Here is a 24,029-nt window from a genome sequence, read left to right on the forward strand (position 1 = left end):
GGGACCGTCGTCGTGCCGGGCGCCTTCTCAGCGGCAGAGCAGGGCGGCCCTGAGATCCAGCTTGTGGTCGAGCCGGGCCAGGTCGCGGCCGGTGAGCAGCTCCACGCGCCGGATCCGGTAGTGCACGGTGTTGACGTGCAGATGCAGCGCCTCGGCCGTCCGCGCCCAGGACCCGTTGTGCGCCAGGAAGGTGTGGAGGGTCTCCAGGAGCATGCGGTGGGAGGGGTTCGTGTCGTCGGCGAGCGGGCCCAGCGCGTGGACGCCGAAGGCCGCCCGTACGTCGTCGGGGATGCCCGCGAGGAGTGCGTCCAGGGTGGTGAGGTCCGCCATCGCGGTGAGGTTCGCGCCGCCCGCGCGCTCCGCCGCCGTCAGGGCGTAACGGGCCTGCACCAGGGCTCCGTTGAGCTCGGCCGGAGTCGCGGCCGGAGCGCTGGCGCCTCCGTACGGAAGCACGGCTCCGTCGCAGGCGTGCAGCGTGGGCCAGAGGTCCTTGAGGGCCGGGACCAGGTCCTCCGGCGAACCGGAATCCGTCGCGATCACCGCCACCGCCACCCCTCCGGCCAGGCTGCCCGTCACGGACCGGTGGCTGTCCGCGAGATGGCGCACCACCTCCTCCAGCGCCTCCACGCCGTGCCCCGCCGGGGCGGCCGCCCCCAGAGAGAGCGTGATCACCATGTACGGGCCCTGGTCCGGGAGCCCGCAGGCACGCAGGGCCGCCGCGAGCGGCGCGGAACCGGAAACGGAACGGGAGGCGGAGCCGGAGTCGGCACCAAGACCGGAGCCGGAGCCGGCACCGAGACCGGAGCCAGCACCGAGACCGGAGCCAGCACCGAGACCGGAACCAAGACCGAAGCCGAAGCCCGCCCCGGCACCCGGCGCCTCCAACAAGGCCACCAGCTCCGCCACCGGACCGCGCACCGCCGCCTCGCGGCGCAGCACCGCCTGCCGGTACTGGGCGAGCACCTCGGCTATCTCATGGAGCATCCGCGGCGGCACCTCCACCGCCCCGGCCAGGTCCAGGAACCACTGCCCGTACGGCGACGCGTCCGGGTCCACGCGCAAGGCCGCCTTCAGCCGCCCGGCCGTCTGCGCCGCCGGCAGCTCCCGTGCGGCCGGTGTACAGGCGATCGTGCGGCCGGTGGCGCTGAGCACGGAGCAGGCCGGTGTCCCGAGATGGGCCACCGCGCGGGTGAGCAGCGTGTCCGGGTCCGCGCCGTCCGCGAGGAGCCGGCTCAGCTCGGCCCGTACGTTCTCCGGCAGCGCGAAGTGGTCGGCGGGCCGCCGGCTGAGGTCGCCCCACTGCCGCAGGTACACGGTGTCGGTGATCGCCCGGAACGAGGTGTGCACCGGCACGGAGAACAGCGCGATCCCGTGGCGGCGGCACGCGTCGACCAGCACCTCCGGCACCGTCCCGTGCGTCTCCTCGCCCGCCAGCAGCGCGGCCGCACCGGCATCCCGCAGCGCCACGACGAACCGGTCCGCCGTCGCCTCCTCGTCCGCCACGCTCCACCACACCAGGCCGCTGAGCACGATCTCGCCCCGCTGGAGGAACCGCCCCGGGTCCTCCAGATCGGTGGCGGTCACCCCGCTGATCTCCCGCACCAGCTGCGGCGGCCCGCCCCAGAGCAGGGTCAGGTCCAGGGACTCCAGCCGGAAGAGGTCTTCGACGTGCATGCGCGGTCTCCTTGCGGGACTGCCGGGCACCACGCCCGGCATCTCACATTCACGAGGCCAATGCGAGTCACTGCATCGTAAATGCAAGGCTCAAGGAGGCAAACACCTCTTGGTTGATCATCCAGTGTTACGTCTGGGGCCTGGTGTATTTCCGTACGGTGAACCAGTCGTGCGGCCCCCTGCCGCGGGGCTTCACTGAGCGGCATGGACCTCAACACGGTGCTCGACGTACGGGACGCCCGCAGCCCCGCTCCCTGGCGGCCGGGCGATGCCTGGCTCGGCGGCGGCACCTACCTCTTCTCCGAGCCGCAGCCGCACCTGCGCCGGCTGGTGGACCTGAGCCGCATGGGCTGGGAGCCGGTGCGCGAGCTGCCGGACGGTTCGCTGGAGACCGAGGCGACCTGCACGATCGCGCAGCTGTCCCGGTTCGGGCGGACCTGGCAGGCACCGGCGGCGCCTCTCGTCGAGCAGTGCTGCCGGGCCTTCCTCGCCTCCTTCAAGATCTGGAACATGGCGACCGTCGGCGGCAACCTCTGCAACGCCCTGCCCGCCGGACCGATGATCTCGCTCACCGCCGCACTGGACGGCGCGTGCCTGCTCCGCGCCCAGGACGGCTCGCTGCGCCGCGTGAAGGTGGCCGACTTCGTCACCGGTGCGGGCCGCAAGGATCTGGCCGACGGCGAGCTCCTGCGCTCGGTCACCCTGCCCGCCCGCGCCCTCGCCTCCCGTACGGCGTTCCGCCAGGCGTCCCTGTACGGCCTCGGGCGGTCGGGGGTGCTGGTCATCGGGGTGCTGGACCCGGTCGACGGGTCGCTGGCCGTGACGGTGAGCGCGGCGACGGTCCGGCCGTTCCGCCTCTGGTTCCCGCTGCCGCCGGACCGCGCGGGGCTGCGGGACGCGATCGACTCCACGGTCGGCGCCGACGACTGGTTCGACGACATCCATGGACTGCCCGCGTGGCGGCGGCACATGGCGCTGCGCTTCGCGGAGGAGATCCGCCGCGAACTGACTGCCGAAGGAGTGGCATGAGTTACGGGATCCACATCAACGGCCGCCCCTTCGCGGACGAGCCGCGCGCCGGCCAGTGCCTGCGTACCTACCTCCGCGAGCGCGGCTGGTTCGGCGTCAAGAAGGGGTGTGAAGCGGGGGATTGCGGTGCCTGTACGGTCCACGTGGACGGTGAGCCGGTGCACAGCTGCCTCTATCCGGCCGTCCGGGCCGAGGGACGGGCCGTCACCACGGTGGAGGGGCTGGCGGACGAGGGCGGCGAACTCCACCCCGTACAGCGGAAGTACCTGGACGCGCAGGGCTTCCAGTGCGGGTTCTGCACCGCCGGATACCTGATGACGGCCGCAGCTCTCGACGAGGAGCAACTGTCCGATCTGCCACGGGCGTTCAAAGGCAACATCTGCCGTTGCACCGGATGCCGGGCCATCGAGGACGCGGTGCGCGGTGTACGGCACACCGAGGAGCCGGACGCCGGACGGGCCGTCGGCCGCAACCTCGGTGCTCCGGCCGGGCCGCAGGTGGTGACCGGCACCGCGCGGTACACCTTCGACCTCGACGTCCCCGGCCTCCTCCACATGAAGCTCCTGCGTTCCCCGCACCCGCACGCCCGCATCCTCGCCATCGACACGGCCGCCGCCCTCCGCGTCCCCGGCGTCCACCTGGTCCTCACCCACCACGACGCCCCGGAACGCCTCTACTCCACCGCCCGCCACGAGCACCCCACCGAGGACCCCGACGACACCCGGCTGCTGGATGACACGGTCCGCTATGTCGGCCAGCGCGTCGCCGCCGTGGTCGCCGACAGCGAGGCGGCGGCCGAGGAAGGGTGCCGCCGCGTCGAGGTGACGTACGAGCAACTCCCGTACGTCACCGACCCGGAGGAGGCGATGGCCCCCGGCGCACCGGTCGTCCACGACAAGGGCCCCGAGTCGCGCATCGCCCGTCCCGAGAACAACGTCGTCGGCGAAGTCCACGGCGAGATCGGCTCGGTGGAGGAGGGGTTCGCCGCGGCCGATGTCGTGTACGAGGAGACCTTCCGCACCCAGCGCGTCCAGCACGCCAGCCTGGAGACGCACGGCGCGGTCGCCTGGTACGAGAGCGGCGAGGACGGCGAAGAACGGCTCACCGTCCGCTCCAGCACCCAGACACCTTTCCTCACCCGCCGCGCTCTCTGTGCCTTGTTCGACCTGGAGTTGAAGCAGGTACGGGTGCTGGCGGGCCGGGTCGGCGGCGGCTTCGGCGGAAAGCAGGAGATGATCGTCGAGGACATCGTGGCGCTCGCCGTGATGCGCCTGCGCCGCCCGGTCAAGCTGGAGTACACCCGCGCCGAGCAGTTCTACGGGGCCACCACCCGCCACCCGTTCACCATCGGCGTCCGCGCGGGCGCCCGGGCCGACGGCACGCTCACCGCTCTCCAGGTGCGGGTGGTGTCGAACACCGGGGCGTACGGCAACCACGGGCCGGCCGTGATGTTCCACAGCGTCGGCGAGTCGATGGCCGTCTACCGCGCCCCGCACAAGAAGGTCAACGCCTACTCCGTCTACACCAACTCCGTTCCAGCGGGCGCCTTTCGCGGCTACGGACTCGGCCAGGTCGTCTTCGCCGTCGAGTCGGTGATGGACGAGCTGGCGCGGCGCACCGGCATCGACCCGCTGGTCTTCCGGGAGTTGAACATCATCGGCCCCGGCGAGCACATGATCAGCCCCGGCGGCGAGGAGGAGGACCTGGAGATCGCCAGCTACGGACTCGACCAGTGCCTCCAGGTCGTACGGAACGCGATCGAGGAGTACGGGGACGGGCCCGGCGACGACGTGCCGGACGGCTGGCTCGTCGGCCAGGGTACCGGGATGTCGATGATCGCCACCGGACCGCCCGGCGGCCACTTCGCCGACGCCACGGTGAAGCTGCTCCAGGACGGAACGTACGACATCGCCGTCGGCACCGCCGAGTTCGGCAACGGCACCACGACCGTCCACAAGCAGATCACCGCGGGTGCTCTCTCCACGACCGTCGACCGGATCGCGATCCGCCAGTCCGACACCGACGTGGTCCGGCACGACACGGGCGCCTTCGGCTCGGCCGGGACGGTGGTGGCGGGCAGGGCGGTGATGAAGGCCGCCGACGAACTCGCCGTACAGCTGCTGGACTTCGCTGCTCAGCACCTGGGGGTGGCGGTGGGGGACTGCCGGCTGACGGCGGACGCGGTGGAGTGCGCCGGGCGCGTGATCAGTCTCAAGGAGCTGTACCAGGCCGCCCGTTCGGCCGGGCGGGAGCTTCTCGCGGACGGGCACTGGGGCGGATCGCCGCGCTCGGTGGCGTTCAACGCGCAGTGGTTCCGGCTCGCGGTGGACCCGGGCACCGGCGAGATCCGTATCCTGCGCTCCGTCCACGCCGCCGACGCGGGCAAGGTGATGAACCCGATGCAGTGCCGGGGCCAGGTGGAGGGCGGGGTGGCGCAGGCGCTCGGCGCGACACTCTTCGAGAACGTGAGGCTGGACGAACGCGGCGAGGTGACCACGGCCGCGTTCCGCCGTTACCGGCTGCCGCAGTACGCCGATGTGCCGCGCACCGAGGTGCACTTCATGGAGACCTCGGACGCGATCGGCCCGCTCGGCGCGAAGTCGATGAGCGAGAGCCCGTTCAACCCGGTCGCCCCGGCCTTCGCCAACGCGCTGCGCGACGCCACGGGCATCAGGTTCACCGAACTGCCGCTGACCCGCGACCGGGTGTGGCAGGCGCTGGACGCGGCCGGAAGGAGCTGACGACCGCTTCCGGAGGACGGTACGCCGACGGGTCGGCCGGAACGCGTGCACCCGGGAGATCCGGCGTCGCGAAGCGGGGCGGAAGGTCGGGGGTGAGCAGTGATCGTGCCTGGGCCATGGGTCCCACCTGCCTAGCCGGCGGAGTCCGGACGGGCTCCTACCAGTGATTCGGAGCCGTACGGAAAGCGGATTGGCCACCTCCGCTCCGGCCCTCCCGGGGCCTGGCCCTGCGGGCCTGCCGGACCCTACGCGGAGGGGCAGGGGTGGGGGGGCTTTCCCCGTCCAGGTACGTTTAGCTTAGGCTTGCCTAACTCTCACTCGCTCGTCCAACCATGAGGAACACCCATGCTCGGCTTCACCCGCGTGCGTCGTCACACCCTCGCCGCTTCGGCCACCGCCGTCGCCCTCGCCGTCGTCCTGGCCGGCTGCTCCTCGGACTCCGACAGCGGCAAAGACTCGGCGAAGGACGCGGGGAAGAGCGCCGGTGCCTTCCCCGTCTCGATCAAGAGCTCGCTCGGCACCGCGGAGATCGACGAGAAGCCCCAGCGCATCGTCACGCTCGGCCAGGGTTCCGCCGAGACCGCGATAGCCCTCGGCCAGACCCCGGTCGGCATCGAGAGCTACCCGTGGGGCAGCGACAAGTCCGGCTACCTGCCGTGGATCAACGAGGCCGTGAAGAAGTCCGGCGACAAGCTGCCCAAGCAGTTCGCGGGCGGCGAGGAGATCGACTTCGAGGCCATCACCGAGCTGGAGCCGGACGTCATCCTCGCCCCCTGGTCGGGCATCACGCAGAAGCAGTACGACGTCCTCAAGGACATCGCCCCCACGGTCGCCTACCCGGACCAGGCGTGGAGCACCGACTGGGACCAGCAGATCGACATCATCGGCAAGGCGCTCGGCCGGACGAAGGACACCGACGCCCTCAAGACGAAGATCGAGAAGCAGCTCGCCGACGCCGCGGCCACCCGGCCGAACTACAAGGACGTCACCTTCTCCTACATCTACAACTCCGGCCCCGGCACCCTCGGCGTCTTCAAGCCCGAGGAGCAGCGCGTCAAGATGGTCTCCTCGCTCGGCCTGAAGGTCGACCCGGTCGTCAACGGCTTCAAGGAGACGCCCGGCACCGACTCGGCCCTCATCGGCCTGGAGAACGCCGAGAAGCTGAAGGACAGCGACGTGGTCTTCACGTTCTACACGGACGCGAAGAACCGCAAGGAGATCGAGGGCCAGAAGCTGTACGGCGCGATCCCCGCGATCAAGAAGGGTGCCGTCGTCGCGAGCAACGACAACTCCTTCGTCACCGGCTCCTCGATCATCAACCCGCTGACCGTGCCGTGGACGATCGAGCGCTACCTGCCGATCATCGACGAGGCCGTCAAGAAGGCCGGCAAGTAACCCCGGCCGGGTATCCGAACCGCCGAAGCCACCAGGCACACTTCACTCCCATGGCAACCACCACGGTCGCACCGCCGAGCGGCGCCGGTACCTCGCGTACCGGCGCCGCCCGGACGGCGTTCCTCCTGCTCGCGGCGGTCGCGGCGCTGGCGGTCGCGCTCTGCGCGAGCGTCATGTTCGGCAGCCGCTCGACCTCGTTCGGCGATGTCCTCGGCGTCCTCGGCGGAACCGCCGACGACAACGTCACCGCGATCATCGAGAGCCGTTACCCCCGCACCGCCCTCGGCGTCCTCGCCGGACTCTGCCTCGCGGTCGCGGGCACCCTCATGCAGGGCGTCTCGCGCAACCCGCTGGCCGAACCGGGGCTCCTCGGCATCAACGCGGGCGCCTCCGCGAGCATCGTCGCCGCGACCGCCTGGTTCGGCGCCTCCGGGGCCACCGACACCATGTGGTGGGCGCTGCCCGGAGCACTGGTCGCCGGGGTGCTCGTCCACGTCATCGGCTCCGCCGGTACGGGCACGAGCGTGGTGCGCCTGGTGCTGGCCGGGGCGGTGCTCACCGCCGTACTGATGGCGTTCATCCAGGCGGTGACCCTCAGCAAGCCGCAGGTCTTCGACAGCTACCGCTACTGGGTCGTCGGGGCCCTCGGCGGGCGGGACTTCGACGTGTTCTGGTCCGTCCTGCCGTTCGCCGCCGTCGGCTTCCTCCTCGCGCTGGCCCTCGGCCCCGGCCTCAACGCCCTGGCCCTCGGCGACGCGACCGCCGTCGCCCTCGGCTCGCACCCGGCACGCACCAGGGGCGGCGGGCTCCTCGCCGCCACCCTGCTCAGCGCCGCCGCGACCGCCGCCGTCGGCCCGATCGCCTTCGTCGGCCTCGCCGTACCGCATGTCGTACGGGCCTTGGTCGGCGTCGACTTCCGGGTCCAGATCCTCTTCTCCGCGCTGCTGGGCCCGAGCCTGCTGCTCCTCGCGGACGTGGTCGGCCGGACCGTCATGCGGCCCACCGAACTCATGGTCGGCGTCGTCACCGCGTTCATCGGGGCACCCGCGCTGCTCATCGCCGTACGCAGGATGCGGGGCACGACATGACCGTCACCGAACCCCTTCGCACGCCCGTCAAGGCCCCGCGCGGCTATCTGGTCGTCGGCCGCACCGTGGCGCTACCGATGCGCTGCGCCTCCGTCCTCGCCGGCGCAGGGCTCCTCGTCCTCCTCCTCGCCGCCGCCGTGGCCACGCTCACCTGGGGCCGCCTCGGCCTCGACCTCGCCGACCTGCCCGCCGCCCTCCTCGGGGACGCCGAGGGCAAGGACCGCTTCGTCTTCAACCGGCTGCGCGGCCCCCGCCTCACCGTCGCCATCGGGGTCGGGGCCGCGCTCGGCCTCTCCGGCGCGCTCTTCCAGTCCGTCACCCGCAACCCGCTCGGCAGCCCGGACGTCATCGGGCTCTCCGCCGGGGCCGGAGCGGGCGCCGCGATCTGCGCGCTGATGTTCCCCGACACCGTGCCCGTCGCCGTCGGCGCGCTCATCGGCGCGGTCGCCGCGATGGGCCTCGTGTACGTGTCCACCGGCACCGGCTTCCGCAACCCGGCCCGGCTCGTCATCGCCGGTATCGGGGTCGCCGCGATGGGCGCCGCCGTCACCCAGTACGTCGTCTACGCCCTGGAACGCGACAAAGCCTCCGTTCTCACCGCGTACGTCAACGGCAGCCTCACCGCCCGGTCCTGGACCGACGCCACCACCATCTGGCTGGTCCTCCTCGCCGTCGCACCGCTGACCGCGCTGATCTCCCGGCGGCTCGACATCGGCGAAATGGGCGACGACATCGCCGAAGGGCTCGGCTCCGAGCCGAAGAAGGCCAAGACGCTCGCCGTGGTCCTCGCCATCGCCCTCTCGGCGGCCGCCGTCAGCGTCTCCGGACCCATCGCCTTCATCGCTCTGACGGCCCCGCAGATCGCCCGGCGCCTCACCCGCGGATCCGGCCCCCACCTGCTGCTCTCCGGCCTCACGGGCGGCCTGCTGCTGGTGGCCGCCGACCTCTGCGCCCAGCAGCTGCCGCTCTTCGAGGACCTGCCGGTCGGGATCTACACCATGGCCATCGGCGGCGCGTACCTCGGCTATCTGCTGACACGCGAGTGGCGTCGGGGAGTGCTGTGACGGCGCGGCCCTCTCCGCGCCGAGAAGGCGCCGGAGACCAGGCCGGAGACGATGACGACTGGTCACGTACAGGTTCGTCGACCATACTGCCCGCCGTGGAGCAGAGCATAGATTCGAACAAGAAGCCCGAGTTCGCCGCAGGCACCGACCCGGCGTTCATCCCCCTCCCCGGCCTGACGGCGCCCGTCGCGGCCCGGAAGACCGAACCGGAAGCGGAGGCCGAACCGGAGCCGGACGCGGAGCTCGACGCCGACGCGCCCGCAGCGGCGGCCGAAGAAGCTCCCGAGGCCGCGACCGAGAACGAGACGGACGCGGCGACCGAAGATGCGGAAGCGGAACCGGAAGCCGCCGAGGACGGTCCGGTCTTCGAGATCAGCGACCGGCGAGGCTCGATCCGGGTGGCCCGGGAAGGCGTCCGGTTCACGCTGGACGACCAGGAGGCCGACTTCGACTGGGCCGAGATCGGCGCGGTGGAGATGCACCCGGCCCGCTTCGGCCGCCGGTTCACCGTGACCGTGCACCTGTCGACCCGGCGCTGGTTCAACGCCGAGGTCGAGGCGGCGAGCCGGACGCAGCTCAAGGAGTGGCCGGCCGAGCTGGACGCCGCCCTGGACGCCCACTTCGAGGATTCCTGACCGGGCCTCCGCGCCCCGGACACCATCCCGGTGCGCCGGGTGGTGTCCGGGACCCGCTGGCGCCGGACGGCGTACCGGGGCGGGCGGCGCCGGAGGGGGGCCAGGGACGGGCGGCGCCGGAGCGTGACCCCGTAAGGGCCGGCGCCGGAGCCTGATTCCGTACGGGCCGGCGCCGGGCGTCACTCGCCGCGCGCGGAGTCCTTGCGGCCCCGGACACGCTTCACGACCCACCAGGTCGCCGCCAGCACGGCCAGCCCGAGCACGACCTTGGACATGAGTCCCACGTACGTCCCGACCACGTCCCAGCTGTCGCCGAGCCAGTAACCCGCCAGCACCAGCACGGTGTTCCACACCAGGCTGCCCGCGGTCGTCAGAGCGACGAACCTCGGCAGCGGCATGCGCTCCACACCCGCGGGCACCGAGATCAGGCTCCGGAAGACCGGCACCATCCGGCCCAGCAGGACCGCCTTCGTGCCGTGCCGCGCGAACCACTCCTCCGTACGCACCAGGTCCGACGCCTTGACCAGCGGCAGCTTGGCCCACAGGGCGTGCATCCGCTCCCGCCCGAACACGGCTCCGAGCCCGTACAGCGCCACCGCCCCGACCACCGAGCCGAGCGTCGTCCAGAACAGCGCGGAGGCCAGGCTGAGCACGCCCTGCGCCGCCGCGAACCCGGTCAGCGGCAGGATGACCTCGCTCGGCAGCGGCGGGAACAGGTTCTCCAGCGCGATGGCGAGACCGGCGCCCGGCCCGCCGAACGTCTCGACCAGCCCGGTGGCCCACCCGGCGATCCCGCCCTGCGGCTCCTCGGCAGCGACTGACAGTGCGAGGTGCATGAAGGCTCTCCGGCGTGGGGGTGTCGGGTGAGTGGAGGGGAGATGACCGCCTCCTGCCGCCCATCCTCCCTCAGGCCTGGTCGGGCACCGCCAACCGGGTCAGGTGGTGGAGCGCGTCCGGGCCGAGGGCGTGGGGTGCGTGGGGTGCGGGCCCGGTCGCCCGGCGCCTGTGCGACGCTTGCGGCGGTCCGGCCACCGGCGACCGCGTTCCCGGGAAGCGCGGAGCCCGGCACCGGACGGTGAAGGAGACACACGTGGCCAGGGACGCCCGGTGGGACGCGCTGCTGGAACTGGTCGGCAAGCACGGCAGGGTGGAGGTCGAGGAGGCGGCGGCCGCGCTCGCCGTGTCGGCCGCGACCATCCGCCGCGACCTGGACCAGCTCGCCGAACAGCACTTGCTCACCCGCACCCGGGGCGGAGCGGTCGCGCACGGTGTCTCGTACGAGTTGGCGCTCCGCTACAAGACCGGCCGCCACGCCCCTGAGAAGCAGGCCATCGGCCGCGCGGTCTCCGGTCTGGTCGCCGTCGGCGAGGTGGTCGGCCTGACCGGCGGTACGACGGTGACGGAGGTGGCCCGCGCGCTGGCGGTCCGGCCCGACATCGTCGGCGAGACCGCGGTGGCGGGCGGTCAGCCGACGCTCACCGTCGTGACCAACGCGCTCAACATCGCGAGCGAGCTGGCGATCCGGCCGCAGATCAAGATGGTCGTCACCGGCGGTGTGGCCCGGCCGCAGTCGTACGAACTGACCGGCCCGCTCGCCGTCGGCGTGATGAACGAGATCACGCTCGACGTCGCCGTCCTCGGGGTCAACGCCATCGACCTGGAGCGCGGCGCCTACGTCCACCACGAGGGCGAGGCCAGCGTCAACCGGCTCCTCGCGGAGCGGGCGCAGCGGGTGGTGGTCGCCGCCGACTCCTCGAAGATCGGCAGACGGGCCTTCGCCCGGGTCTGCGACCTCGGCGTGGTCGACGTGCTGGTCACCGACGCGCACATCGCGGCGGAGGCGAGGGACCGGTTCGGTGAGGCGGGCGTCCAGGTCATCACGGTGTGAGGGCTCGGAGTGGTCTCGGAGCTCGGTGTGAGTGACTCGATCCGGCCGTTCGCCGTGTCGTTGGTACGCCGAACGGGTGAGGGACGAGAGGATTGGCCGATGAACAGTGAGCGCAGCCGGCGCACATGCGACCGGCTCGATGACGGGGTGGCCGTGTGAGCAGGTACGACCGGTACGACAGATATGACGCCACCGACGAACAGTGGGAGGGGCTCGCCCAGGTCGTACCCCTGCGCGGCCGCGACGAGTGGCCGTCCCGTATCGACCACCGCACGGTTCCGGACGAGCGGGCGGCCGAGCAGCGACGCCTGGTCGTGCTACGGGTGCAGGTCTTCGCGGACGCGCGCGAGGTCGCGGAGTACCTGGTCGCCCAGGTCCCGGTGCTGCTCGACCTGACGGCCGCCGAGACGGATGTGGCCAAGCGGATTCTCGACTTCAGCAGCGGCGTGGTGTTCGGGCTCGGCAGCGGGATGCATCGCGTCGACCGGAACGTCTTCCTGCTGGCTCCGGAGGGCATGGAGGTCGAGGGGGTCACCCCGGCGGGGCTCGCCCAGTCGTAGTCCCCTTCCCTTCCCGCCTCTCTTCGTCGGCCTCGCCGGCCTTGTCGGCTTCGTCGGGCCTCGCCGCCGGACGCCCGCTCCGCTCGTGGGCGTCCGGGGCGGCGGTGGTAGACCTGGGGCCGTGACAGAACTCGATGTGGCAGAACTCCAGCGGCGGCTGGCCGCGTTCGCGGCGGCCCGGGACTGGGGGCAGTACCACACCCCGAAGAATCTGGTGGCCGCGCTCAGCGTCGAGGCCTCCGAACTGGTCGAGATCTTCCAGTGGCTGACGCCCGAACAGTCCGCCCGGATCATGGACGAGCCCGAAGCGGCGCACCGCGTGGCCGACGAGGTGGCCGACGTCCTCGCCTATCTCCTCCAGTTCTGCGAGGTGCTCGGCATCGATCCGCTGGAGGCGCTGGCGGCCAAGATGGACCGGAACGAGCGGCGTTTCCCCGTTCCGAGCCCTCCGGAACACCAGGATCGTCACTCTTCGGAGTGATCGAGTTATTCACAATCGATTTTGTGTCCACAGATTTCCGATTTCCTCTGGCCTTACGGTGCCATCTACCTCACTGTGGGTAATGAAAGAGGTGAGCGGGTTTTCGTGATGACGGGGGAAACGCATGGAAGCGGAGCGACTCATCGAGACCGGGCGGCGGTCCCTGGCGGAGAGCCGGGGTGCGCTGGAGGTGATGGCGGAGGCCTGGCAGGCGCAGGCCCTCGCGCGGACGGTCGGCAGCAGGCTGGCCCTGTTCGGCCCGATGGAGTTACGGGGAGAGGCGCGGGCCCTCGGTGAGATCGACGGCGGCTGCGCGGCGCCGGACCACCCGGCGGCCCTCGGACGGGGCGCACGGGCGGCGCAGCTTACCGGGATCGCGGATGTGCGGACGGCGCTGACCGGGCTGGCGCTGCTTCTCGGCGAGGCCGGGATCGCGCTGGTCTCGGTGGCCTGCGACACGGGCGAGGACGGGCTGTACTGGCAGTGCATCGAGGCCATGGACGCGGCCGACGAGTCGCTGGACCGGGTGCACGGGCTGCTGAGACGGCTGGCCGAGCGGGAGAGGGAGCGCGACGGCCCCTACGGCGGGATACGCGGCCCCGCCCCCTCGGCGGCGGGGCCCTGAGGAAGAGGAGCCGTCGAAGGGGCAGGATGGGTGCATGGATCTTCGAATCTTCACCGAGCCCCAGCAAGGGGCCGACTACGACACCCTGCTCACCGTCGCCAAGGCCACCGAGGACCTCGGCTTCGACGCCTTCTACCGCTCCGACCACTACCTCCGCATGGGCTCGGGCGACGGCCTCCCGGGCCCGACCGACGCCTGGATCACCCTGGCCGGCCTCGCCCGTGAGACCAAGCGGATCCGGCTCGGCACGCTGATGACGGCGGGCACGTTCCGGCTCCCCGGTGTGCTCGCCATCCAGGTGGCGCAGGTCGACCAGATGTCCGGCGGCCGGGTCGAACTGGGCCTGGGGGCGGGCTGGTTCGAGGAGGAGCACAAGGCCTACGGCATCCCGTTCCCGAAGGAGAAGTTCGGCCGGCTGGAGGAGCAGCTGGCGATCGTCACCGGCCTGTGGGCGACGGAGGTCGGCAAGACCTTCAGCTACGACGGCACCTATTACCAGCTCACCGACTCACCCGCGCTGCCGAAGCCGGCCCAGGCCAAGGTGCCCGTCCTGATCGGCGGCCACGGCGCGACCCGCACCCCGCGCCTCGCCGCGCAGTACGCGGACGAGTTCAACATCCCCTTCGCCTCGCTGGAGGACAGCGAGAAGCAGTTCGGCCGGGTCAGGGCGGCGGCGAAGGCGATCGGGCGCGATCCGGAGGACCTGGTGTACTCCAACGCCCTGGTCGTCTGCACCGGCAAGGACGACGCGGAGGTGGCCCGGCGGGCGGCGGCCATCGGCCGGGACGTGGAGGAGCTGAAGGCCAACGGGCTGGCCGGTTCGCCCGCCGAGGTGGTCGACAAGATCGGCCGGTACGCGGCGATCGGCTCGTCCCGGCTCTACCTCCAGGTCCTCGACCTGGACGACCTGGACCACCTGGAGCTGATCTCCTCGCAGATCCAGTCCCAGCTGACCTGACTCATCTTTTCGGACGGACACCGCACGACGGAGGAGGAGATGGCCGTGAGCTCCGGCCGTACGCTCGCCGAAGCGCTGGCGGAAGGGCCCGTCCTGCTGGACGGCGGCCTCTCCAACCAGCTGGAGGCGCAGGGGTGCGACCTCTCCGACGCACTCTGGTCGGCCCGGCTGCTGGCCGACGCGCCGGAACAGGTCGAGGCCGCCCACCTGGCGTATCTGCGCGCCGGAGCGCAGGTGCTCATCACGGCCAGCTACCAGGCCACGTTCGAGGGGTTCGCGCGCCACGGGACCGGTCCGGAGCGGACCGGGGCGCTGCTCGCCCGCAGTGTGGAGCTGGCCCGGCGGGCGGCCGGTGCGGCCCGCCGGGCCGACCCCGGGCGGGAGGTCTGGGTCGCCGCATCGGTCGGCCCGTACGGGGCGATGCTCGCGGACGGCAGCGAGTACCGCGGGCGGTACGGGCTGACCGCCGCGGAGCTGGAGCGCTTCCACCGTCCCCGGGTGGCGGCGCTCGCCGAGGCGGGGCCCGACGTCCTGGCGGTGGAGACCGTGCCCGATCTGGACGAGGCCGAGGCGGTGGTGCGGGTGGCGGAGGAGACCGGGCTGCCCCTCTGGCTCTCGTACAGCGTGGCGGGTGGCCGGACGCGGGCCGGTCAGCCGTTGGAGGAGGCGTTCGCGGTGGCCGCCGGGCGGGAGGCCGTGGTGGCGGTCGGGGTCAACTGCTGCGACCCGGCCGAGGCGGAGGAGGCGGTGCGGCTGGCGGTGGAGGTCACGGGCAAGCCCGCCGTGGTCTACCCGAACAGCGGGGAGGGCTGGGACGCGGAAGGCAGGGGGTGGACCGGGCGGTCCACGTTCGACCCGGAGCGGGTGCGGGCCTGGACGGGGGCCGGGGCGCGGCTCGTCGGCGGCTGCTGCCGGGTCGGCCCCGAGCGGATCAGGGAGCTGGCGGCGCTGCTGGAGCGCTGAGCCGGAGGGACGGCGGCGGGAGCACCGAAAATGCCTGGTGGGAGGCGGGGGATGGAGACCATACTCGGACAGGTGTTCCTGACGATCAGTACGACCGGCACCCTCGAACGCCCCGCCACGGACCTCGGCTTCCTGCTGCACAAGCATCCCGACCGGGCGCAGGCGTTCTCCACCTCGCACGGCACCGCGCACGTCTTCTACCCCGAGGCGTCCGCCGAGCGCTGCACGGCCGCACTCCTGCTGGAGGTGGATCCGGTGGCGCTGGTGCGGCGCGGCAAGGGCAAGGGCCGGGGCGGTGCGCCCGACGCGGCGCTCGCGCAGTACGTCAACGACCGCCCCTACGCGGCCTCCTCGCTCCTCTCCGTCGCCGTCGCCGCCGTCTTCAAGTCCGCGCTGGCCGGGGTCTGCCGCGCCCTGCCCGAGAGGGCCGAGGCTCCGCTGCCGCTGCGGATCGAGGTGCCCGCGCTGCCGGCCCGGGGCGGTGCGGAGCTGGTGCGCAAGCTGTTCGGGCCGCTCGGCTGGGAGCGGGTCGAGGTGGCGGAGGTGGCGCTGGACGAGCAGTTCCCGGCGTGGGGCGCCTCCCGCTACGTACGCCTGGTGGTGGAAGGGGAGTTGAGGCTGGCCGACGCGCTGCGCCAGCTCTACGTCCTGCTGCCGGTGCTGGACGACGCCAAGCACTACTGGGTCGCGCCCGACGAGGTGGACAAGCTGCTGAGGGCCGGTGAGGGCTGGCTGGCCGACCACCCCGAGCGCTCCCTGATCACCCGGCGCTACCTCTCCCACCGCTGGGGGCTGACACGCCAGGCCGACCAGGCCCTGGAGCTGGTCCGGCTCGCGGAGTCGGACGACCTGGACGTGGAGAGCGTCGACAACGCGGTGGACGAGAGCACCGACACCGAGGAGAAGCCGGTCCCGCTCGCCGAGCACCGGCGCACCGCGATCCTCGAAGCGCTGCACGGAGCCGGTGCGCACCGGGTGCTCGACCTGGGCTGCGGGCAGGGCCAGTTGGTGCAGGCGCTCCTCAAGGACGTGCGGTTCACCGAGATCGTCGGCGTCGACGTGTCGATGCGCGCCCTCACCATCGCCTCGCGGAGGCTGAAGCTGGACCGGATGGGGGAGCGGCAGGCGGACCGGGTCACGCTCCGGCAGGGCTCGCTCACCTATACGGACAAGCGGCTCAAGGGGTATGACGCCGCCGTGCTCAGCGAGGTCATCGAGCACCTGGACCTGGACCGGCTGCCCGCGCTGGAGTACGCGGTCTTCGGTTCGGCGCGGCCCGGCACGGTGCTCGTGACCACGCCGAACGTGGAGTACAACGTCCGCTGGGAGTCCCTCCCGGCCGGCCACGTGCGCCACGGGGACCACCGCTTCGAGTGGACCAGGGCCGAGTTCCGCCAGTGGGCGGAGAAGGTGGCCGAGCGCCACGGGTACACCGTCGCGCACCTGCCCGTCGGCCCGGACGACCCCGAGGTCGGCCCGCCCACCCAGCTGGCCGTCTTCACGCTGACCGAAGCCACGACCGACACCGCGACCGACAAGAACACCGACACGAAGAAGGAGGCGAAGGCCGCATGACGAACGACGACACCACGAGCACCGACACCGCCCGCACCGACACCATCAGCACCCCCGGCACCGCCTCCCGCACCCTGCCCGTGACCGACCTCTCCCTCGTCGTCCTCATCGGCGCCAGCGGATCGGGCAAGTCCACCTTCGCCCGCAGGCACTTCAAGCCCACCGAGATCGTCTCCTCGGACTTCTGCCGGGGCCTGGTCGCCGACGACGAGAACGACCAGAGCGCCAGCCGCGACGCCTTCGACGTGCTGCACTACATCGCCGGCAAACGGCTGGAGGCCGGGCGGCTCACCGTCGTCGACGCCACCAGCGTCCAGTCCGAGAGCCGCAAGCAGCTTGTCCAGCTGGCCAGGAAGTACGACGTCCTGCCCATCGCCATCGTCCTCGACCTCCCCGAGGAGGTCTGCCTCCGGCGCAACGCGGCCCGCCCCGACCGCGCGGACATGCCCCGCCACGTCGTCCAGCGCCACCGCCGCGAGCTGCGCCGCTCGCTGCGCGGCCTGGAGCGCGAAGGCTTCCGCAAGGTGCACATCCTGCGCACCGAGGAGGAGGCCGAGACCGCCGAAGTGGTCCTGGAGCGCCGCTACAACGACCTGCGCCACCTCACCGGCCCGTTCGACATCATCGGCGACATCCACGGCTGCCGCTCCGAGCTGGACACCCTGCTCGGCAAGCTCGGTTACGTGGACGGAACCCACCCCGAAGGACGTACGGCCGTCTTCGTCGGCGACCTCGTCGACCGGGGCCCGGACAGTCCCGGTGTGCTGCGCCGCGTCATGTCCATGGTCGCGTCGGGCAACGCCCTCTGCGTGCCGGGCAACCACGAGAACAAGCTCGGCCGCTATCTCGCCGGCCGCAAGGTCCAGCAGACCCACGGCCTCGCCGAGACGATCGAGCAGCTGGAGCGCGAGGACGCCGAGCACCCCGAGTTCCGGCAGCAGGTGCGGGAGTTCATCGACGGCCTGGTCAGCCACTACGTGCTGGACGGCGGCAACCTGGTGGTCTGCCACGCCGGACTGCCGGAGAAGTACCACGGCCGCAACTCCGGCCGGGTGCGTTCGCACGCGCTGTACGGGGACACCACCGGCGAGACCGACGAGTTCGGCCTGCCCGTGCGCTACCCGTGGGCCGAGGACTACCGGGGCCGCGCCGCCGTGGTCTACGGCCACACCCCGGTGCCCACCACCTCCTGGATCAACAACACCATCTGCCTGGACACCGGTGTGGTCTTCGGCGGGAAGATGACCGCGCTGCGCTGGCCCGAGCGCGAACTCGTCGACGTACCGGCCGAGAAGGTCTGGTACGAGCCCACCCGGCCGCTGGCCACCGAGGCGCCCGGAGGCCGGGAGGGCAGGCCGCTGGACCTGGCCGATGTGCAGGGCCGTCGCGTCGTGGAGACCCGGCACATAGGCCGGATCGCCGTGCGCGAGGAGAACGCGGCCGCCGCGCTCGAAGTGATGAGCCGGTTCGCCGTCGACCCGCAGCTCCTCGCCTACCTCCCGCCCACCATGGCCCCCACCGCCACCTCCCGCGAGGACGGCTTCCTGGAGCACCCGGCCGAGGCGTTCGCGCAGTACCGCGAGGACGGCGTGGACCGGGTCGTGTGCGAGGAGAAGCACATGGGCTCCCGGGCCGTCGCCCTCGTCTGCAAGGACGCGGCCGCCGCCACCGCCCGCTTCGGCACGGACGGCCCCACCGGCGCGCTGTACACCCGCACCGGCCGCCCCTTCCTCGACGACCGCGCGATGACCGAAGGGGTCCTGGACCGGCTCCGCACGGCCGTCACGGCGGCCGGGCTCTGGGAGGAGTGGGACACCGACTGGGTGCTGCTCGACGCCGAGCTGATGCCGTGGTCGCTCAAGGCCGGCGGACTGCTGCGCTCGCAGTACGCCGCGGTCGGCGCGGCCTCCGGCGCGGTCTTCCCGTCCGCGCTCGCCGCGCTGGAGACGGCCGCCGCCCGCGGTGTCGACCTCGGCGACCTCTCCGTACGGCAGCAGGGCCGGGCGGTGGACGCGGCCGCGTTCACCGAGGCGTACCGGCGGTACTGCTGGACCACGGAAGGGCTCGACGGGGTGCGGCTGGCCCCGTTCCAGATCCTCGCCGTCCAGGGCCGCTCGCTCGCCGCCGTCCCGCACGACGAGCAGCTGGCCTGGCTGGACCGCCTCGTCGAGCACGACCCGACCGGGCTGCTCCAGGTCACCCGCCGGCTCGTCGTGGACCCCGCCGACGAGGCGTCCGTCCGCGCGGGCACCGACTGGTGGCTGGAGATGACCGGGCGCGGCGGCGAGGGCATGGTCGTCAAGCCGCTCGGCGCGCTCGTCCGGGACGCCAAGGGCCGTCTGGTCCAGCCGGGCATCAAGGTGCGAGGCCGGGAGTATCTGCGGATCATCTACGGCCCCGAGTACACCCGCCCGGAGAATCTGGAGCGCCTGCGCTCCCGTTTTCTCGGCCACAAGCGCTCGCTCGCGCTGCGGGAGTACGCGCTCGGTCTGGAGGCGCTGGACCGGCTGGCGGACGGCGAGCCGCTTTGGCGGGTCCACGAGGCGGTCTTCGCCGTCCTGGCCCTGGAGTCGGAGCCGGTCGACCCCCGGCTCTGAGCGCGGGCCAAGCCGTGGGCGATTCGCGGGGTGAACGGCGCTCCGCCCGGTGAGGATGAAGACATGGGATTCCACGTCGACTCCGAAGCCGGGCGGCTGCGCCGCGTCATACTGCACCGCCCCGATCTGGAACTGAAGCGCCTGACCCCCCGCAACAAGGACGCGCTCCTCTTCGACGACGTGCTCTGGGTCCGCCGGGCCCGGCAGGAGCACGACGGGTTCGCCGACGTCCTGCGCGACCGGGGTGTGGAGGTGCACCTCTTCGGCGACCTCCTCCAGGAGTCGCTGGACATCCCGGTCGCGCGGCGGCTGGTGCTCGACCGGGTCTTCGACGAGAAGGAGTACGGGCCGCTCGCCACCGAGCACCTGCGCGCCGCCTTCGAGGAGCTGCCGTCGGCCGAGCTGGCGGAGGCGCTGGTCGGCGGGATGACCAAGCGCGAGTTCCTGGAGCGGCACAGCGAGCCGACCTCCGTCCGCTTCCACGTGATGGACCTGGACGACTTCCTGCTCGGCCCGCTGCCCAACCACCTCTTCACCCGGGACACCTCCGCCTGGATCTACGACGGCGTCTCCATCAACGCCATGCGCTGGCCCGCCCGGCAGCGCGAGACCGTCCACTTCGAGGCGATCTACCGCCACCACCCGCTCTTCACCGGTCCTGAGGCGGGCGTCTTCCACCACTGGTCGGAGGGGCAGGACGACTATCCGTCCACGATCGAGGGCGGTGACGTCCTGGTGATCGGGCAGGGCGCGGTCCTGATCGGGATGAGCGAGCGCACCACCCCGCAGGCGGTGGAGATGCTGGCCCGCGGCCTTTTCGACGCCGGTTCCGCGCGGACGATCGTGGCGCTGGACATGCCGAAGGCCCGCGCGTTCATGCACCTGGACACGGTGATGACGATGGTCGACGGCGACACGTTCACGCAGTACGCCGGGCTCGGCATGCTCCGCTCGTACACGATCGAGCCGGGCAGCGGCCCGCGCGAGCTGAAGGTGACCGACCATCCGCCCGAGCACATGCACCGGGCCATCGCCGCCGCACTCGGCCTCGACTCGATCCGGGTGCTCACCGCCACGCAGGACGTGCACGCGGCGGAGCGCGAGCAGTGGGACGACGGCTGCAACGTGCTGGCGGTCGAGCCGGGCGTCGTGGTCGCGTACGAGCGGAACGCGACCACCAACACCTATCTGCGCAAGCAGGGCATCGAGGTCATCGAGATCCGGGGCAGCGAGCTGGGCCGGGGGAGGGGCGGGCCGCGCTGCATGAGCTGTCCGGTGGTGCGGGATCCTGTGTAGAACCGGCGTTCTCACCTCATCCTGGGGAGTACCACTCTTTTTCACCTCACGGGACCGGCGATTTCCGGACCGGCGATTTCTGGACCAGGGGGCTGTATAGGAATGCGTGTACTCGTATAGACTTCCAGGGCTGCCTGCCGGCCCCGGCAAGATCCCCGTCCCACCCTGGAGCAGTCATCATGGCCATCGACCTCATCGGCCGCCCCTTCCTCAAGGAGCTGGACTTCACCTCCGAGGAGATCCTCGGCCTGGTCGCGCTGGCCGGTGAGCTGAAGGCGGCCAAGAAGACCGGGGCCGAGGTCCAGCGGCTGCGCGGCAAGAACATCGCGCTGATCTTCGAGAAGACCTCGACCCGTACGCGCTGCGCGTTCGAGGTCGCCGCAGCCGACCAGGGCGCCTTCACCACCTATCTGGACCCCTCGGGCTCGCAGATGGGCCACAAGGAGTCGGTGAAGGACACCGCGCGGGTGCTCGGCCGGATGTTCGACGGGATCGAGTACCGGGGCGACAGCCAGCAGGTGGTCGAGGAGCTGGCCGCGTACGGCGGTGTCCCCGTCTTCAACGGTCTCACCGACGACTGGCACCCCACCCAGATGCTCGCCGACGCGCTGACCATGACCGAGCACAGCGACAAGCCCGTCACCGAGCTGGCCCTCGCCTACCTCGGTGACGCCCGCTTCAACATGGGCAACTCCTACCTGATCACCGGCGCCCTGCTCGGCCTGGACATCCGGATCGTCGCGCCCGAGATGTACTGGCCGGCCCCGTCCGTCGTGGACCAGGCCGAGAAGCTCGCCGTGATCAGCGGTGCGAAGATCACGCTCACCGCCGATGTCACCGAGGGCGTCCGCGGCGCCGACTTCGTCGCCACGGACGTGTGGGTCTCGATGGGCGAGCCCAAGGAGGTCTGGGACGAGCGGATCGCCGCCCTCGCTCCGTACGCCGTGACGATGGACGTCCTGCGGGCCGCCGGCAACCCGGACGTGAAGTTCCTGCACTGCCTGCCCGCCTTCCACGACCTCGGCACCCAGGTCGGCCGGGACGTCCACGCCGCCCACGGCCTCACCGAGCTGGAGGTGACCGACGAGGTCTTCGAGTCGGCCCACTCACTCGTCTTCGACCAGGCCGAGAACCGGATGCACACGATCAAGGCGGTCCTGGTGGCGACGCTGGCGGGCGCGTAGCCGCCTCGGGGGTCAGCGGTTTGCATGGTTCCTCGCCCGATTGGGTGAACATGCGCGGTGGTGGCTACGATGTCGCCTCTGGTGGGGTTCGAGCTCGCACGCTCGAACCCCTTACCTGTGTGCCGCCCACGCGCACGGGACCGTCCCCCCACTGCACCGCCAGAGAAGAGAACGTCCCGCATGAGCACCGGTCTGCCGCGATCCGGCACCCCGAAGCCCGCCGGCCCCCACCTGTCGGGCCTGCGCCGCAAGAGCCCCGAACAGCTCATCGCCGAATCCGGCGGCGACCTGGAGGGCCACGGCCTCAAGCGGACGATGGGCCTCTTCCAGCTCGTCTGCTTCGGCGTCGGGGCCATCGTCGGCACCGGCATCTTCGTCGGCCTCTCCGACACCGTCGCCGAGGCCGGACCCGCCGTCGTCGTCTCGTTCGTCCTGGCCGCGATCACCTGCATCTTCACCGCCTTCTCCTTCGCGGAGCTGGGCAGCGCGATCCCGGTCTCCGGGAGCTCGTACTCCTTCGCGTACGCCGCCCTCGGCGAGCGCACGGCGTTCCTCGTCGGCTGGTGCCTGATGCTGGAGTACGGCGTCTCGGTCTCCGCGGTCGCGGTGGGCTGGAGCCAGTACGTCAACGAGCTGCTGAACAGCCTGATCGGCTGGGAGCTGCCCGCCGCCGTCTCGGCCGGACCCGGCGACGGCGGTGTGATCAACCTTCCGGCGGTCGTCGTGATCGCCATGGCCGCCACCCTGCTGGTGCGCGGCGTCCGGGAGAGCGCGGGCGCGACCGCCGCCATGGCGGTCCTGAAGATCGGCATCCTGCTGGCGTTCTGCGCGATCGCGTTCACCGCGTTCCAGGACGACAACCTCGTGCCGTTCGCCGGTCACGGGCTCGGCGGGATCACGGCCGGCGCCTCGCTGGCGTTCTTCTCGTACATCGGCTTCGACGCGATCACCACCGCCGGCGAAGAGGTCAAGAACCCCCGCCGCAACATCCCCGTCGCCATCCTGATCTGCATCGGCGTCGTCACGCTGCTCTACTGCGCGGTGGCGCTCTCGGCCATCGGCGCGCTCGGCGCGGACGCCGTTTCCGACAAGCCCGCGGCCCTCTCGCTGGTCGTCAACCAGGTCACCGACTCCGCGGTCGGCGGCGGCGTCATCGCCTTCGGCGCGGTCGTCGCGATCGCCTCCGTGGTGCTCGCCGTGATGTACGGCCAGACCCGCATCCTGATGTCGATGTCCCGCGACGGGCTGATCCCGCGCGTCTTCGAACGCGTATCGCCCAGGACCCACACGCCGGTCGCCAACACCTGGATCGTGGCCTGCGTCTTCGCCGTACCGGCCGCCTTCGTCTCGCTGGACGTCGTCGTCAACCTGACGACCATCGGCACGCTCGCCACCATGGTCGCGGTCAATGTGGCCGTCGTGGTGCTCCGCCGCCGCAACCCGGACCTGGAGCGCACCTTCCGGGTGCCGCTGTACCCGGTGAGCCCGGTGCTCGGCGTCGTGTTCTGCCTCTACCTGATGTACGGGACCGGCTGGACGACCTGGCTCCAGTTCGCGGTCTTCCTCGCCGCCGGTTCGCTGCTCTACACCTGCTACGGGCGTAAGCGCTCCCGGCTGGTCAGCTCTCCGGCGAAGGACCCGGCTGGGACGGTATCGCCGGAAGCGTGAACCAGACGGCCTTGCCGTGCTCCGTCGTGCGGTGACCGCAGGCGGAGCTGAGGGTCCGGATCAGCAGCAGGCCGCGGCCGTGCTCCTGCCAGGGGTCGACCTCGAAGCCGGGCTGCGGCCGGGACAGGTCGCCGGGCGGAGCCGGGTCGTGGTCGTGCACCTCGACCTGGCAGCCGGTCGGCAGCAACTCCACGACCAGCTCGATCGGCTCGCTGCTCACCGTGTGCTCGACCGCGTTGGCCACCAGCTCGGCCGTGAGCAGCTCGGCGGTGTCACTGTCCGCCGGGGCGTGGATGTCCGACAGGGCGGTACGGACGAGAGCGCGGGCGATCGGCACGGCCGCCGTGGAGTGCGGCAGGGCGATCCGCCAGGAGGCGGGAACAGGGACATCGGGCGGCACGGCGGGGGTCCGTTCGGGAGCGGGACTTCCTTGTAGCGGGACTTCTCGACTCATCGGGGTCTCTCGACTCGTCAGCGGGGTCTCTCGACCCGTGATCGGGCTTTCCCGACTCGGCGTCGGGGCATCTCGACTCACTCGACTCATCGGCATCGCGTATCGAGACTTCCTGGGGTCAACCTTACGAACCGCACGGCCCTGGCCATAGAGG

General features: G+C 71.6%; 20 protein-coding genes. 17 read left to right on the forward strand and 3 right to left on the reverse strand.

The features are described from left to right. Window positions 1-27: 27 nt before the first annotated feature. Complete coding sequence (locus ACQP09_RS28645) at window positions 28-1,674, reverse strand: helix-turn-helix domain-containing protein (RefSeq protein WP_433404756.1); 1,647 nt, start codon at window positions 1,672-1,674, stop codon at window positions 28-30. A 204-nt stretch (window positions 1,675-1,878) separates the two neighbouring features. Here ACQP09_RS28645 and ACQP09_RS28650 point away from each other — a divergent pair, with 204 nt between their 5' ends. The 6 genes from ACQP09_RS28650 (at window position 1,879) to ACQP09_RS28675 (ending at window position 9,626) form a co-directional block, all read left to right on the forward strand. Continuing rightward, entirely contained in the window at window positions 1,879-2,703 is an 825-nt protein-coding gene (locus ACQP09_RS28650; protein ID WP_433404759.1) for an FAD binding domain-containing protein, read from the forward strand. Continuing rightward, window positions 2,700-5,444 carry a molybdopterin-dependent oxidoreductase gene (locus ACQP09_RS28655; protein ID WP_433404761.1) on the forward strand — a complete coding sequence of 915 codons (2,745 nt, stop codon included), beginning with the start codon at window positions 2,700-2,702 and terminating at the stop codon, window positions 5,442-5,444. The genes ACQP09_RS28650 and ACQP09_RS28655 overlap by 4 nt, the downstream gene beginning before the upstream one ends. 345 nt (window positions 5,445-5,789) lie before the next feature. Then, window positions 5,790-6,839: an iron-siderophore ABC transporter substrate-binding protein gene (locus ACQP09_RS28660; protein WP_433404763.1), complete on the forward strand. Its 1,050-nt coding sequence runs from the start codon at window positions 5,790-5,792 to the stop codon at window positions 6,837-6,839. A gap of 50 nt (window positions 6,840-6,889) precedes the next feature. After that, window positions 6,890-7,927: a FecCD family ABC transporter permease gene (locus tag ACQP09_RS28665; RefSeq protein ID WP_433404766.1), complete on the forward strand. Its 1,038-nt coding sequence runs from the start codon at window positions 6,890-6,892 to the stop codon at window positions 7,925-7,927. Then, window positions 7,924-8,991, forward strand: coding sequence for a FecCD family ABC transporter permease (locus ACQP09_RS28670; RefSeq protein WP_433404769.1), 1,068 nt, complete (start codon window positions 7,924-7,926; stop codon window positions 8,989-8,991). Before ACQP09_RS28665 ends, ACQP09_RS28670 begins: the two co-directional genes overlap by 4 nt. Window positions 8,992-9,086: 95 nt before the next feature. Next, window positions 9,087-9,626, forward strand: a complete 540-nt coding sequence (locus ACQP09_RS28675; protein ID WP_433404772.1) for a hypothetical protein — start codon at window positions 9,087-9,089, stop codon at window positions 9,624-9,626. 179 nt (window positions 9,627-9,805) lie between these two features. Here the strand turns inward: ACQP09_RS28675 and ACQP09_RS28680 are convergent, their stop codons facing one another. Further along, window positions 9,806-10,462, reverse strand: a complete 657-nt coding sequence (locus ACQP09_RS28680) for a DedA family protein (protein WP_433404774.1) — start codon at window positions 10,460-10,462, stop codon at window positions 9,806-9,808. A gap of 254 nt (window positions 10,463-10,716) precedes the next feature. Between ACQP09_RS28680 and ACQP09_RS28685 the strand changes: the two genes are divergently transcribed. From ACQP09_RS28685 to ACQP09_RS28735, 11 genes are all read left to right on the forward strand, one after another. Next, window positions 10,717-11,514: a DeoR/GlpR family DNA-binding transcription regulator gene (locus tag ACQP09_RS28685; protein ID WP_433404777.1), complete on the forward strand. Its 798-nt coding sequence runs from the start codon at window positions 10,717-10,719 to the stop codon at window positions 11,512-11,514. Window positions 11,515-11,669: 155 nt separating this feature from the next. Then, window positions 11,670-12,074, forward strand: a complete 405-nt coding sequence (locus ACQP09_RS28690) for a cell division protein SepF (RefSeq protein ID WP_015612061.1) — start codon at window positions 11,670-11,672, stop codon at window positions 12,072-12,074. 121 nt (window positions 12,075-12,195) lie between these two features. Beyond that, window positions 12,196-12,555: a nucleotide pyrophosphohydrolase gene (locus tag ACQP09_RS28695; protein ID WP_432150633.1), complete on the forward strand. Its 360-nt coding sequence runs from the start codon at window positions 12,196-12,198 to the stop codon at window positions 12,553-12,555. A gap of 124 nt (window positions 12,556-12,679) precedes the next feature. Next, window positions 12,680-13,180, forward strand: a complete 501-nt coding sequence (locus tag ACQP09_RS28700; protein WP_433404781.1) for a DUF6099 family protein — start codon at window positions 12,680-12,682, stop codon at window positions 13,178-13,180. Between the two features lie 34 nt (window positions 13,181-13,214). Next, a complete protein-coding gene (locus ACQP09_RS28705; protein WP_433404783.1) occupies window positions 13,215-14,138 on the forward strand; it encodes an LLM class F420-dependent oxidoreductase in 924 nt (307 codons plus the stop codon). 39 nt (window positions 14,139-14,177) lie between these two features. Continuing rightward, window positions 14,178-15,101 (forward strand): homocysteine S-methyltransferase, encoded by a 924-nt coding sequence (gene mmuM, locus ACQP09_RS28710; RefSeq protein ID WP_433404786.1) that lies wholly within the window; start codon window positions 14,178-14,180, stop codon window positions 15,099-15,101. Window positions 15,102-15,173: 72 nt separating this feature from the next. Then, a complete protein-coding gene (locus ACQP09_RS28715) occupies window positions 15,174-16,676 on the forward strand; it encodes a 3' terminal RNA ribose 2'-O-methyltransferase Hen1 (RefSeq protein WP_433406793.1) in 1,503 nt (500 codons plus the stop codon). After that, on the forward strand, window positions 16,673-19,273 hold the full coding sequence (locus ACQP09_RS28720) for a polynucleotide kinase-phosphatase (protein ID WP_433404789.1): 2,601 nt from the start codon (window positions 16,673-16,675) through the stop codon (window positions 19,271-19,273). The genes ACQP09_RS28715 and ACQP09_RS28720 overlap by 4 nt, the downstream gene beginning before the upstream one ends. Window positions 19,274-19,336: 63 nt before the next feature. Continuing rightward, on the forward strand, window positions 19,337-20,569 hold the full coding sequence (locus ACQP09_RS28725) for an arginine deiminase (RefSeq protein WP_028418034.1): 1,233 nt from the start codon (window positions 19,337-19,339) through the stop codon (window positions 20,567-20,569). Window positions 20,570-20,748: 179 nt separating this feature from the next. Next, on the forward strand, window positions 20,749-21,753 hold the full coding sequence (gene argF, locus ACQP09_RS28730) for an ornithine carbamoyltransferase (RefSeq protein WP_433404792.1): 1,005 nt from the start codon (window positions 20,749-20,751) through the stop codon (window positions 21,751-21,753). 180 nt (window positions 21,754-21,933) lie between these two features. Then, a complete protein-coding gene (locus ACQP09_RS28735) occupies window positions 21,934-23,421 on the forward strand; it encodes an amino acid permease (RefSeq protein WP_433404795.1) in 1,488 nt (495 codons plus the stop codon). On the opposite strand, the gene ACQP09_RS28740 is transcribed toward ACQP09_RS28735, so the two are convergent. Next, entirely contained in the window at window positions 23,372-23,821 is a 450-nt protein-coding gene (locus tag ACQP09_RS28740; protein ID WP_018514406.1) for an ATP-binding protein, read from the reverse strand. The two genes, ACQP09_RS28735 and ACQP09_RS28740, sit on opposite strands and share 50 nt — an antisense overlap. Between the last annotated feature and the right edge of the window lie 208 nt (window positions 23,822-24,029).

The sequence above is a fragment of the Streptomyces sp. CA-146814 genome (assembly GCF_050942385.1).
Taxonomy (GTDB): Bacteria; Actinomycetota; Actinomycetes; order Streptomycetales; family Streptomycetaceae; genus Streptomyces.